This window comes from Nocardioides sp., from assembly GCF_051876515.1.
Lineage (GTDB): Bacteria > Actinomycetota > Actinomycetes > Propionibacteriales > Nocardioidaceae > Nocardioides.
Map to the genome: position 1 here is coordinate 1 of NZ_JBJEHY010000103.1, position 12597 is coordinate 12597.

General features: G+C 71.4%; 13 protein-coding genes. 8 read left to right on the forward strand and 5 right to left on the reverse strand.

From position 1 onward, the window contains the following. The 7 genes from ACI379_RS07575 to secA form a co-directional block, all read left to right on the forward strand. The coding region (locus ACI379_RS07575) for a hypothetical protein (RefSeq protein ID WP_439791477.1) at window positions 1-223 on the forward strand (223 nt) is incomplete at its 5' end. Beyond that, window positions 220-1959, forward strand: a complete 1740-nt coding sequence (locus tag ACI379_RS07580; RefSeq protein WP_439791478.1) for a GerMN domain-containing protein — start codon at window positions 220-222, stop codon at window positions 1957-1959. The genes ACI379_RS07575 and ACI379_RS07580, both read left to right, overlap by 4 nt. 88 nt (window positions 1960-2047) lie before the next feature. After that, a complete protein-coding gene (locus tag ACI379_RS07585; protein WP_439791479.1) occupies window positions 2048-2776 on the forward strand; it encodes a ComF family protein in 729 nt (242 codons plus the stop codon). A gap of 248 nt (window positions 2777-3024) precedes the next feature. Further along, on the forward strand, window positions 3025-3645 hold the full coding sequence (gene hpf / locus ACI379_RS07590; RefSeq protein WP_439791480.1) for a ribosome hibernation-promoting factor, HPF/YfiA family: 621 nt from the start codon (window positions 3025-3027) through the stop codon (window positions 3643-3645). 40 nt (window positions 3646-3685) lie between these two features. Beyond that, window positions 3686-4354 (forward strand): response regulator, encoded by a 669-nt coding sequence (locus ACI379_RS07595; RefSeq protein ID WP_439791481.1) that lies wholly within the window; start codon window positions 3686-3688, stop codon window positions 4352-4354. Window positions 4355-4415: 61 nt separating this feature from the next. Further along, the gene (locus tag ACI379_RS07600) at window positions 4416-5663 is read left to right on the forward strand and encodes a winged helix-turn-helix domain-containing protein (RefSeq protein ID WP_439791482.1); all 1248 of its coding nucleotides are present in this window, start codon (window positions 4416-4418) and stop codon (window positions 5661-5663) included. A gap of 100 nt (window positions 5664-5763) precedes the next feature. Beyond that, a complete protein-coding gene (secA, locus tag ACI379_RS07605) occupies window positions 5764-8589 on the forward strand; it encodes a preprotein translocase subunit SecA (RefSeq protein ID WP_439791483.1) in 2826 nt (941 codons plus the stop codon). Window positions 8590-8683: 94 nt separating this feature from the next. Here the strand turns inward: secA and ACI379_RS07610 are convergent, their stop codons facing one another. Both ACI379_RS07610 and ACI379_RS07615 read right to left on the reverse strand, forming a co-directional pair. Then, window positions 8684-9190, reverse strand: coding sequence for an Rv3235 family protein (locus ACI379_RS07610; RefSeq protein ID WP_439791484.1), 507 nt, complete (start codon window positions 9188-9190; stop codon window positions 8684-8686). After that, complete coding sequence (locus tag ACI379_RS07615) at window positions 9187-10065, reverse strand: LysM peptidoglycan-binding domain-containing protein (RefSeq protein ID WP_439791485.1); 879 nt, start codon at window positions 10063-10065, stop codon at window positions 9187-9189. Before ACI379_RS07615 ends, ACI379_RS07610 begins: the two co-directional genes overlap by 4 nt. A 110-nt stretch (window positions 10066-10175) precedes the next feature. Between ACI379_RS07615 and ACI379_RS07620 the strand changes: the two genes are divergently transcribed. Beyond that, a complete protein-coding gene (locus ACI379_RS07620) occupies window positions 10176-10730 on the forward strand; it encodes a hypothetical protein (protein ID WP_439791486.1) in 555 nt (184 codons plus the stop codon). Window positions 10731-10787: 57 nt separating this feature from the next. Here the strand turns inward: ACI379_RS07620 and ACI379_RS07625 are convergent, their stop codons facing one another. From ACI379_RS07625 to ACI379_RS07635, 3 genes are all read right to left on the reverse strand, one after another. Beyond that, a complete protein-coding gene (locus tag ACI379_RS07625) occupies window positions 10788-11108 on the reverse strand; it encodes a sec-independent translocase (RefSeq protein WP_439791487.1) in 321 nt (106 codons plus the stop codon). A 3-nt stretch (window positions 11109-11111) separates the two neighbouring features. Then, on the reverse strand, window positions 11112-12272 hold the full coding sequence (locus ACI379_RS07630) for an Mrp/NBP35 family ATP-binding protein (protein WP_439791488.1): 1161 nt from the start codon (window positions 12270-12272) through the stop codon (window positions 11112-11114). 31 nt (window positions 12273-12303) lie between these two features. Beyond that, window positions 12304-12597: DUF1003 domain-containing protein (locus tag ACI379_RS07635; protein WP_439791489.1), on the reverse strand; the 294-nt coding region annotated here is incomplete at its 5' end.

The following is a 12597-nucleotide window of genomic DNA, read 5'->3' on the forward strand; positions in this document are numbered from 1 at the left end:
GGGCGTCGTCTCGCTGGTCACCGGCACCCTGGCCTTCAGCGTGGTGCAGATGGCGGTGTTCAGCGGCTCCTGGCAGCGCCTTGCGGAGAAGAGGGCATATTTGCAGCCGGTCGGTTTCAGCGCATCGGTCACGCCGTCGCTGACCAGCATCACCACCTTTTCCCGCGTCAGGCCGGACAGCCCGTTGCCGCTGGTGCCGGCCGACACGAGGGAGTTGCGATGAGGGTGCGACGTCGTGCCGGCGTGCTGGGCTCGGTGGTGACGGTGGTGGCCGTGCTGGCGGGGTGCGCGGGCATGCCCGTGAGCGGTCCGGTGGTGCAGCGTCCGGAGGAGGCCAGTCCCACCGAGACCCCGGGCGTCTACTTCAACCCCCGACCGGCGCAGCCGGGGCAGACCGAGAACGAGGTCATCCAGGGCTTCCTGGAGGCGATGCGTGCCTCGCCGACCAAGACGACCGTCGCGCGCACGTTCCTCACCGAGTCTGCCCAGAAGCGCTGGGCGCCGGAGGAGGAGATCCTCACCTACGCGGAGGCGGACGACCCGGTCGGGTCGGGGCTGGCCACGGTCACCCTGACCGACGTCAACTCCTACGACGACCGCGGCTCCTGGGTGAGCAGTGAGTCGACCCACGACCTGTCGCTGCGCCTGACCCAGGAGGACGGGGAGTGGCGCATCGACGAGGCTCCCAACGCCCTGGTGGTCCCCGACTCGTGGTTCAACGAGTGGTACCGCCGGGTCTCGCTGTACCGCTTCGACCCCTCGGGGGAGATCCTCGTGCCCGAGCCGGCCCACGTCCCGGAGGGCGACCAGATCGCCTCGGCGCTGGTGCGGGGGCTGCTGCCGGGCGAGGACGAGGAGACGGCGGCGAGCCGCACCTACTTCCCGCGCGGCATGAAGCTGCTCTCGGTGCCGATCGACTCCGCCGGCGTCGCCGACGTCTCCCTGACCGGTGCGTCCGGACAGGTCGACGACGAGACGGCGCAGCGGATGCTGGTGCAGGTCATCTGGACGTTGCGGGCCGAGCCGCGGATCCGGGCCGTACGCCTCACCGTGGACGGCGAGGAGATCGGCGCCAACGGCGGCACCACCCAGGTCAACCTCGACGTGGGTGGCGCGTACGACCCGTTGGGCGCGGACGCCTCGCCCGACCTGTTCGCCCTGGTCGAGGGGCGCGTGGTCCACGGGCCGATGAGCGCGCTGGCCCCCACCACCGGCCCGATGGGTCGACGCGACCTGGGGGTGCGGACCGTGTCCGCGAACGTCGACGGCAGCCGGGTGGCGGCGGTCAGCGGCGGCGGCGCCTCGTTGCTCGTGGCACCGGTCGCCGAGGGCGACGACGCGCGGGCCGAGGAGGTCCTGAGCGGGGCCACCGATCTCGGCATGCCGGCGTGGGACCACCGCGACCGGATCTGGCTGCTGGACCGGCGTCCGAGCGGGGCCGTGGTGTGGATGGTCCGCGACGGTCACGTGCGCGAGGTCGACGTGCCCGGCGTCAGCGGCGAACGGGCCACCCAGCTGCTGGTCTCGCGCGACGGCACCCGCCTGGCGGCCGTCGTCGACCGCCGTCAGGGCAGCGTCGTCCTCGTGTCGCGGCTCCTGCACTCCGCCGAGGGCCGGCTGCTCGGGGCCACCGAGCCCACCACCCTCAACCTGGGCGCCGAGCCGGGGCAGCAGGTGCGTGACCTGGTGTGGCACACGCCCACCACGCTCGCGGTCCTGTCGCTGGTCTCCGAGGGGCTGTACGAGATCCGCGCGGTCTCGGCCGACGGCTCCCCGGCCCCGGTCGACCCGACGGGTGCCACCCGCCTCACGGGCCGGGTGAGTGCGCTGCTCTCCTCGCCCGTGGCCGGTGCCCAGCTCTACGTGCAGGTGGGCCGGACGCTGCGGGACGTGCTCGCCCCGGGCGTGGTCCGGGCGGAGCTGCCGCGTCGGACCACGTCGCTGCGCTACGCAGGCTGAGGGCGTCCACACGCCCTCCCGGTCGGGGTTCTCCACAGCGTCGGCCGCCGCCGTCGATCCGGCAGGCGAACCGCGGTGGACTGCTCCTGTGAGAGACGCGGCCCTCGACCTGTTGACCGGCAGCCACTGCGCGGGCTGCGGCCTGCCCGGGCGTCCGGTGTGCGCGACCTGCCGGGCGGGCCTGGCCGGGGGATCCGGGCCGGTGAGCCCCGACCCCCGGCCACCGGGCCTGGTGCCGGTGTGGGCGACGGGTCCGTACGACGGGGTGCTCCGCTCGGTCGTCCTCACCCACAAGGAGCGGTGCGTGTGGAGCCTGTCCCGGGTTCTCGGGGACCTGCTGGCCGACTCGGTCACAGCGGCGGCCAGCGGGCTGCCGGCCGGGGCGGAGGTCGTGCTGGTGCCCGTGCCCTCGCGGGCCGTGGTCGTGCGGCGCCGGGCGTACGACCCCACCCGGGCGATGGTGTCGGCGTGCGCGGACCGGTTGCGGCGCCGAGGCGCTCGTGTGGGCGTGGCGCCGGTGCTCTCGGTGCGCGGCGGGGTCCGCGACCAGGCCGGGCTGGACTCGGCCGGCCGGCGCGAGAACCTGGCGCGGGCGATGTGGTGCCCCTCGCCGGGACTGATCCGGCTGGCTCGGCGCCCGGGGCCGCGCTGGCTGGTGGTGTGCGACGACGTGGTCACCAGCGGCCACACGCTGTGCGAGGCTTCACGGGCGCTGGCGGACGTCGGGATCGCGCCGTTCGCGGCGGCCTGCGTGGCGGCCACGCAGCGCCGTCCCGGGCCCGGTGGGGGTGGCCCGACAGGGGACCAAGGGCCGTGATCCCAGGGCTGGTGGGCCCGACCTGGGAGTCGCTCGGCCGTTCCCCTTCCGGGAGTTGCACCAAGGGGCTAGCGTCTTGTCATGGAGTCCGTTCTGGTCGGTGAGGTCGTCACCCGGGGTGGGCCGCAGGCCCTCGTCGGACACCGACGAGCCGCCCTCACCGGGCTCCTCCCACGCCGTGTCCGCAGGCCGTCAGGCGGCCTGCCGGGCCCGGTCGATCGCAGGTAACCAACCCTACGGAGGTTGAGATGGAAGTTGTGGTCACAGGACGCCAGATCGAGGTGTCGGAGCGGTTCCGCGAGCACGTGAGCGACAAGCTCAGTCGGCTCGAGAAGCACGACCAACGGATCATGCGGGTCCAGGTCGAGGTCTCGGTGGAGCGCAACCCTCGCCAGACTGATCGCTCGACGCGAGTCCAGCTCACCGCTTTCTCCAAGGGCCCGGTGATCCGGGCCGAGGCCAGTGCCGGCGACAAGATGGGCGCCCTCGACCTGGCCCTCGACAAGATGCAGTCGCAGATGCGTCGGGCGGCCGACCGCCGCCGGGTGCACCGCGGCCGCCGGACCCCCGAGTCCGTCGCTGCGGCGCTGGCCGGAGTGCCCGCGCTGGACGCCTCGACCGAGGCCGTCGACGAGGCGGTCCAGGAGCGTCAGGTGGGACCGATCACGGTGACGGGCGACGGCCCGTTGGTGGTCAGGGAGAAGACGCACCCGGCGACGCCGATGGCGCTGGACCAGGCGCTGTACGAGATGGAGCTCGTGGGGCACGACTTCTTCCTGTTCGTGGACAAGGAGAGTGAGCGGCCCTCGGTCGTCTACCGACGCAAGGGCTACGACTACGGAGTGATCTCGCTCGACGTGGAGGACTGACTCCCGCCCGCTGCTGCCTCACCCGTGACATGATGCGCCGGTGAGCGACGCAACCGAACCCGTACGTGTGCTGGTCGTGGACGACCAGGAGCTGTTCCGCCGTGGGCTGATCATGCTTCTGGGGCTGGACCAGGACATCGAGGTGGTGGGTGAGGCAGCAGACGGGAAGTCCGCGACGGAGCTCGCGGTCAGCACCGCCCCCGACGTGGTGCTGCTCGACGTGCGCATGCCCAAGCACGGCGGCGTGGAGGCGTGCCGGACGATCAAGGAGGCCGTGCCGGCCACCAAGATCATCATGCTCACCTCCTCCGACGAGGAGGCCGACCTGTACGAGTCGGTCAAGAACGGCGCGGCGGGCTACCTGCTCAAGGACTCCTCCATCGAGGAGGTCTCCCAGGCGGTGCGCGTGGTCAACGAGGGCCAGTCGCTGATCAGCCCGTCGATGGCGGTCAAGCTGATCGACGAGTTCAAGCAGATGTCCAAGCCGGACCGCGAGCAGGCGCCGGGCCTCCGCCTCACCGAGCGCGAGCTCGAGGTCCTGCGCCTGGTCGCCCGCGGGCTCAACAACCGTGAGATCGCCAAGGAGCTCTACATCTCCGAGAACACGGTGAAGAACCACGTGCGCAACATCCTGGAGAAGCTCCAGCTGCACTCGCGCATGGAGGCCGTGATGTACGCGATGCGCGAGAAGCTGCTCGACCTGCCCTGATCCGCGGCACCTCACCGGCGGTGCCTCGCGGTTGTCGGAGCGGCGTGGTTGAGTGCTGGACATGACCGAGACGGCGAGCGCCACCCAGACCCTCTCCGCCGCGCAGGCACGTCGGATCGCGCTGGCCGCCCAAGGGTTCACCGACCCCGCGCACTCCGTCCCGACGATGCGCACCTTCGACCGCACGCTGCGTCGCACCGGCGTGCTCCAGGTCGACAGCGTCAACGTCCTGGCGCGCGCGCACCTGATGCCTCTGTACGCGCGGATGGGGTCGTACGACACCGATCTGCTGCGCCGGGCCGCCGACGGTGCCACGCCGCGCACCCGCCGTCTCGTCGAGTACTGGGCGCACGTCCAGGCGTACATGCCGGTGGAGCTGTGGCCGTTGATGCGGCACCGCATGGAGTCGAACCGGCCCCAGGGGGGCAAGTGGGGCGGGGCCGACTTCGACTCCGTGTTCGCCAAGGAGGTCGTCGCGCGCATCCGCGACGGGGGAGCGGCGACTGCCCGCGACCTCGACGAGGGCCTGCCCCGCAGCAAGGACAACTGGGGGTGGAACTGGTCGGCCACCCGACGGATGCTCGACTGCCTCTACTCCGTGGGTGAGGTGGCGATCGTCGGCCGCAACAACCAGTTCGAGATCCGCTACGACCTGCCCGAGCGGGTGCTGCCCGCCCACGTGCTCGAGGCCCCCGTCCCCACCCCGCAGGACGCGGTGACCGAGCTCGTGCGTCGCGCGGCCCGCTCGCACGGGGTCGCGACCGAGCGGTCGCTGGCCGACTACTACCGGTTGCAGGCGGCGCCCAGCCCGGGCGTGCCGAGCGCCCGGGAGGCGATCGCCCAGCTGGTCGAGGAGGGAGAGCTGGTGCCCGTGAGCGTCGAGGGGTGGCGTCGTCCGGGCTACCTCCACCGCGAGGCGCGCCTCCCGCGCCGGGTCCGGGCCCGCACGCTGCTGAGCCCCTTCGACCCTGTCGTGTGGGAGCGCGAGCGCACCGAGCAGCTCTTCGACTTCCACTACCGCATCGAGATCTACACCCCTGCGGCCAAGCGGATCCACGGCTACTACGTGCTGCCCTTCCTCCTCGACGACCGGATCGTGGGGCGGGTCGACCTCAAGGCGGACCGGGCGACCGGCAGGCTGCTGGTCCACGCCGCCTTCGCCGAGCCGTCGGCGCCCGAGGCGACCGCGGAGGAGCTCGCCGTCGAGCTGCGGCGGCTGGCGGGCTGGCTCGGTCTGGGCGAGGTCGTGGTCGCCCCGCGCGGCGACCTCGCTCCCGCACTCGCAGCGGCAGTGGCCGCGGCGGGCTGACACGACCCACCGCGAATCGCCGCCGTGTCAGGAGCGGTGGGTACGATGGCCGACGGTCGTCCGACCGTCTTCACCGCAAGAGTCTGGGAGTCCTGCACCCGTGCCTGCCATCATCGACAAGCTCCTCCGCCTCGGCGAGGGCAAGATCCTCCGTGAGCTCGAAGCCATCGCCAAGGCCGTCAACGCCATCGAGGACGACTTCGTCAAGATGAGCGACCACGAGCTGCGGGGCATGACCGAGGAGTTCAAGCAGCGTCTGGCCGACGGGGAGACCCTGGACGACCTGCTGCCGGAGGCCTTCGCGGTGGCCCGCGAGGCGTCGCGGCGCGTCACCGGCATGCGCCCGTTCGACGTCCAGATCATGGGCGGCGCCGCCCTGCACATGGGCAACATCGCCGAGATGAAGACCGGTGAGGGCAAGACCCTGGTCGCGGTGGCCCCCTCGTACCTCAACGCCCTGGCCGGGGGCGGCGTCCACGTCGTCACCGTCAACGACTACCTGGCCAAGTTCCAGTCCGAGATGATGGGCCGCATCCACCACTTCCTGGGGCTGACCACCGGGGTGATCCTGCCCTCGATGCGCCCCGACGAGCGGCGCGAGGCGTACGCCTGCGACATCACTTACGCCACCAACAACGAGCTCGGCTTCGACTACCTGCGCGACAACATGGCCGACACCCTCGCCAAGACGGTGCAGCGCGGTCACGCCTTCGCGATCATCGACGAGGTCGACTCCATCCTCATCGACGAGGCCCGCACCCCGCTGATCATCAGCGGTCCCACCCAGGACGAGGTGAAGTGGTACGCGGAGTTCGCCAAGATCGCCCGCACCCTCACCAAGGACACCGACTACGAGGTCGACGAGAAGAAGCGCACGATCTCCGTCCTCGAGCCCGGCATCACCAAGGTCGAGGACCACCTGGGCATCGACAACCTCTACGACTCGGTCAACACGCCCCTGATCTCGTTCCTCAACAACTCGATCAAGGCCAAGGAGCTCTTCCGCAACGACAAGGAGTACGTCGTCATGGAGGGCGAGGTGCTCATCGTTGACGAGCACACCGGCCGCATCCTGTCGGGGCGTCGCTACAACGACGGCCTGCACCAGGCGATCGAGGCCAAGGAGGGCGTCACCGTCCGCGAGGAGTACCAGACCCTGGCCTCGGTGACCCTGCAGAACTACTTCCGCATGTACGAGAAGCTCTCCGGCATGACCGGTACGGCCATGACCGAGGCGAGCGAGTTCGACAAGATCTACAAGCTCGGCGTCGTGCCGATCCGCACCAACAAGCCGATGCAGCGCATCGACCAGCCCGACCTCATCTACCGCACGGAGGAGGCGAAGTTCGACGCTGTCGTCGAGGACATCGTCTCGCGCCACGAGACCGGCCAGCCGGTCCTCATCGGAACCGTCTCGGTCGAGAAGTCGCAGTACCTCTCCGACAAGCTCAAGAAGCGCGGCGTCCCGCACACGGTGCTCAACGCCAAGCAGCACGCGGACGAGGCCAAGGTCGTCGCCCTGGCCGGCCACCGCGGTGCCGTGACCGTTGCGACCAACATGGCTGGTCGAGGCACCGACATCATGCTGGGTGGCTCGGTGGAGTTCCTCGCCGACCAGGAGCTGCGCAAGCAGGGCCTCGACCCCGCCGAGGACCCGACCGCGTACGACGAGGCGTGGCCGGCGATGCTCGAGCGCGTCAAGGCGCAGGTGGCGGTGGAGCACGACGAGGTCGCCGACCTCGGTGGCCTCTACGTGATCGGCACCGAGCGCCACGAGTCGCGACGCATCGACAACCAGCTGCGCGGTCGTTCCGGGCGTCAGGGTGACCCGGGCGAGTCCCGCTTCTACCTGTCGCTGCAGGACGAGCTGATGCGCCTGTTCAAGTCCGACATGGTCGACCGTGTCCTGCGCGTCCTCAAGGTTCCCGACGACGTGCCGATCGAGAACAAGCAGGTCACCAACGCGATCGCCAGCGCCCAGGGCCAGGTCGAGGGGCAGAACTTCGAGTCCCGCAAGAACGTCCTCAAGTACGACGACGTCATGGACCGTCAGCGTCAGGTGATCTACCGCGAGCGACGTGCCGTGCTCGAGGGGGCCGACCTCGAGGACCAGGTCCGCGAGTTCATCGACGACGTGGTCGGCGACTACGTCAACGCCGCCACCCAGGGCTACGCGGAGGACTGGGACCTCGACGCGCTGTTCACGGCGCTCGGCCAGCTGTACCCGTGCACCCTGACCAAGGAGGGCGTGATCGAGGCCGCAGGCGGCGTCGAGGGCCTCTCCCGCGAGCAGCTCATCGCCGACCTCCGCAAGGACGCCCACGCGGCGTACGACGCCCGCGAGGTCGAGATCGGCGAGGAGGTCGCCCGCGAGCTCGAGCGTCAGGTGCTCCTCTCGGTGCTCGACCGCAAGTGGCGCGACCACCTGTACGAGATGGACTACCTGCGCGAGGGCATCTACCTGCGCGCGTACTCCCAGCGCGACCCGCTGGTGGAGTACCAGCGCGAGGGCTTCGACATGTTCGCGGTCATGATGGAAGGCATCAAGGAGGAGGCCGTCGGCTTCCTGTTCAACCTCGAGGTCGAGGTCGAGGAGGAGGGTGACGACGAGGAGGTCGTCGAGGTCGAGGCGAGCGAGCCCGCGGGCGAGCCGTCCCTGATCGACCTCGACGAGGCCGCGTCGCACGCCCCGCAGATCCGGGCCAAGGGTCTGGGTGGGGCCAAGGCGCCGCAGCAGCTCTCCTACAGCGCCCCGAGCGAGGACGGCGACGCCGAGGTCCGCACCGAGCGGGCCGCGGCCGCCGACGACCCGTACGCGGGCATCGGGCGCAACCAGCTGTGCCCCTGCGGTTCGGGCCAGAAGTTCAAGCGGTGCCACGGCGCCTCGGGTGGCCCGACCGGGCTGACCACGCGCGCCGGCGGCTGACGCCGTACGCGAGGAGGGCCCCGACCGGGACGTCTCGGTCGGGGCCCTCGCTGTGTCCGGGACTCCCTGCTGCGCGCGTCCCGGGCGGGCAGCGTCAGGCGAACTCCAGCGCGGTGCACTGCCAGCGGCCACGCACCACCTCGAACCGGGCCGCCACCGCCCGTGAGCGGAGGCCGTACCGGACGTGGGCGCTGGCCTCGGCGGCGTCGGGGCGGACCATCGAGGTCCGCACGCTGACGACCTGGGGGCGCACGGCCGCGGGGGAGCGGCCGTGGTGCGCCTCGCTGATGCCGGCCGCCCGGCGTACGACGACGGCGCGGCGCCCCAGGTCCTCGAGAACCTCCTCGCTGGTGTGCCGGAGCATCTGGGCGACCGGGCGGTTGCCGATCGCGACCTCGACCGCGGCACGCAGGTAGGCGGCTGCGAAGGCATCGAGGCGTCGGCGCGCCTCCTCCGCGACAGGCACGACGTCGTGGGGTCGCGCCGGCGGCGTGAAGGTGGGGCGGTCCAGCTCGGGGAGCAGGTCGAGGGCGAGGGTGCCCTGGACCGAACGGGCGCCCGACGGGGTGGCACGGCGGATCTGGACGATGTTGTCGTTCACGACAGGTCTCCTTCGTGGGGCGTCGGGGTGTTGGCGGCGTCGCCTGCGCGCGGATGGTCGGGTGAGGACGCGGGCGGGACCCAGAGACGCTGACCGGGATGGATCAGGTCGGGGTCGTCGCCCAGGGATGAGTCGTTGGCCCGCCAGATCGCCCGCCACGCCCGGTCGATCTCGTCCTGGCCCGCCCGGGGTCCCAGGCGGTCCTCGGCGATCGACCACAGCGAGTCGCCCGGGGACACGCGCACCGTCTCCCCGGGCGACCGCGGGGTGGGGACCCGGTGCGTGTCGCTGCCCTCGGGCGAGGTGGTGGTCCGGGGGTCGTCGGTGCCGGCGGTGCCGGGCGAGGTCCGGGGACCGTGTCCCGGGCGTGTGGGCCGTTGCTCCTCGTCAGGGGCCTCGGGGGAGCCGAGGAGGTGACGGTCGTCCGCCCGGGACCGGTGGGACGGGGCGCTGTCGTCGGTGCGGTCCGGGAGGGGCAGCCCGGACAGGGTGGGCCGGTCGTCGGGGACACCTTCCCGGGACGCGGCCGCGCTGGCCGGGCCCACGGCTGCACCCACGACGACGGCCGCTCCGCACGCGGTCAGGACGAGACGTCGGACCAGACCACTTCCGGCCCGGGGCGCCCGTCCGCGCAACAGGTCGAGGACGGCGTGGGTGGTGATGACCCACAGCCACGTCGCGGCGGCCCCCAGCGCGACGGCGGCCACGTCGACGACGGAGCCTGCCACGTCGGGGGTGGCGCTCACGGCCCGCAGCCCGAGCAGGCCGTGGAGGGCCAGCGGCGCGGAGCAGACGGCGAGGACGGTGACGGCGGACCAGACCAGCGCGCAACGCCACAGCGGTGCGGGCCGGTCGCTGACGTGTACCCGAGACACGAGCGAACCTTTCGTTTGCTTCTGTTTGCTTCAGTCAAGGGTGGTTCAAGGTTTGAGTCAAACGTTTGTCCACAAGAGCTTCAGTGGTCAACGACCCCTAGGGTGCTGCCATGGGTTGGGAGCAGGAGATGTTCGCGCTCCTGGACGACCTCGAGGGCCAGGCGTCCTCCCTGTACGCCCAGGAACGGGAGCTCGAGCTCGCCGAGCGGGCGCGGGCCGAGTACGCCACGGTGACCCTCGCGAGTCGGCTGGTGGCGACGCTGGGGGAGCCGGTGGCGCTCGACGTCCACGGCCTCGGACGGCTCGTCGGCACCCTCCAGCGGGCCGCCGCGGACTGGTGCCTGCTCGCGGTCACCTCGGCCGGGGGAGCCCTGACCACGGACTGGGTGGTCCGCCTCGAGCAGGTCACGGCGGTGCACGGGGTCTCCTCGCGGTCCGTGCCGGAGGTGGCCTGGGGCGCGCTGTCCCGGCTCGGCGTGGCCTCCGCGATGCGACGTCTGGCCGAGGCGCAGGCGCACGTCAGCGCCCACCTCGTCGACGGCACGCGCCACGAGGGCGTCCTGGGCCGGGTCGGTCAGGACTTCGTCGAGCTGCGCGGGGCGGGAACGGAGACCGCCCTGCTGCCGTTCAGTGCGCTGGTGGCCCTGAGCAGCCGGGAGTCCTGAGCGGCTGGCGCCCTCGTGGCGCCGGGCTCACCTCGTCCCGTGCGGACCAGGTGCTCCTCAGGTCGCCTCGGTGTCGTACGGCGGTGCCACACCCTCGGGGAGCTCCTTGGCGGCCTTCTCCTCGGCGTCGAGGTTCTGCATCGCCTCGTTGATCTGCTTGCGCACGAACGTGCGGGGGTCGAGGTCGCGCAGCTCGAGGTCGGCGTACTCGGGGCCGAGCTCGCTGCGGATGTCGTCCCGCGTGGAGTTGGCCATCTCCTTGGCCTTGCGCAGGAAGACGGCGGCCTGGCGTGCGAACTCCGGGAGCTTCTCCGGCCCCATGACGAGCACGACGATGAGGGCGATGACCGCCAACTCACCCAGACCGACTCCGAACACGGGTCAGAACTTACTGGTTGGAGTCAATCCCAGTTGCATTCCAGCCAAACCTCGGGCACGACCGCCCAAGGTGTCCGCGATGCGGTACAGAGCGCGCGCGGCCGGTGAGGTCAGGTCCGTGGACACGATCGGGGCACCGGCGTCGCCGCCCTCACGCAGCGTGACGTCCAGCGGGATCTGCGCCAGCACGGGGACGTCGTACCCGAAGCGCTGCGACAGCGTGGCCGCCACGCGCTCCCCGCCGCCGCTGCCGAAGATCTCGAGGCGGTGGTCCTCCTCGGGCGAGCAGTGCGGGCAGGGGAGGTAGCTCATGTTCTCGACGACGCCGATCACCCGCTGGTGCATCATCGAGGCCATGGTGCCGGCGCGCTCGGCGACCTCGGCGGCGGCCTCCTGCGGCGTGGTCACCACCACGACCTCGGCGCTGGGCAGGTGCTGGCCCAGGGAGATCGCGATGTCGCCTGTGCCGGGCGGGAGGTCGAGCAGGAGCGCGTCGAGATCGCCCCAGTAGACGTCGGCGAGCATCTGGACCAGTGCCCGGTCGAGCATCGGGCCACGCCACGCGACGACCTGGTCGCGACGCGGCTTGAGCATGCCGATGGAGATGACCGAGACGCCGCTGGGCGTGGGGACCGGCATGATCAGGTCGTCGACCTGGGTGGGGCGGGCGTCCGCGATCCCCATCATGGCCGGGATCGAGTGGCCGTAGATGTCGGCGTCGACGATGCCGACCTTCTTGCCCTGGGCGGCCAGGGCGAGCGCCAGGTTGACGGTGACGGACGACTTGCCGACGCCGCCCTTGCCCGAGGCGATCGCGTACACCTTCGTGAGGTTGCCGGGCTGGCCGAACGGGATCTCGCGCTGCGCCTTGCCGTCGCGCAGGATCTCCTGCAGCTGGCCGCGCTGCTCGGCGTCCATCACGCCGAGGTCGAGCTGGACGCCGGTGACGCCCTCGACCTTGGAGACGGCCGCGGTGACGTCGCGGTTGATGGTGTCCTTGAGGGGACAGCCGGCGACCGTGAGGAGCACCCGTACGTCGACGTGGCCCGCCTCGGAGATCTCCACCGAGTCGACCATCCCGAGCTCGGTGATGGGGCGCTTGATCTCGGGGTCGTTGACGGTCGCGAGCGCGGCCTGGACCTGCTCAAGGCTGGGGGTGCTCATGATGGGAGAGTCTACGAGGCCCGCCCCGAGATCACGTGGTCGGTGGCTCCGCGCGGACGTCGGGCTCCACCGGACGGACGAGCTCGTCCATGTCGTCGCGCAGGCTGCGCAGCTCCGAACGGATGAAGTCACGGGTCGCGACCTCGCCCACGTTCATGCGCAGCGAGGCCACCTCGCGGGCGAGGAACTCCATGTCGGCGTGCGCCCGGGCGTTGGCCTGCCGGTCCTGCTCGGCGATCACCTTGTCGCGCTGCTCCTGACGGTTCTGGGCGAGCAGGATCAGGGGTGCGGCGTACGAGGCCTGCAGGCTCAGGATGAGCGTGAG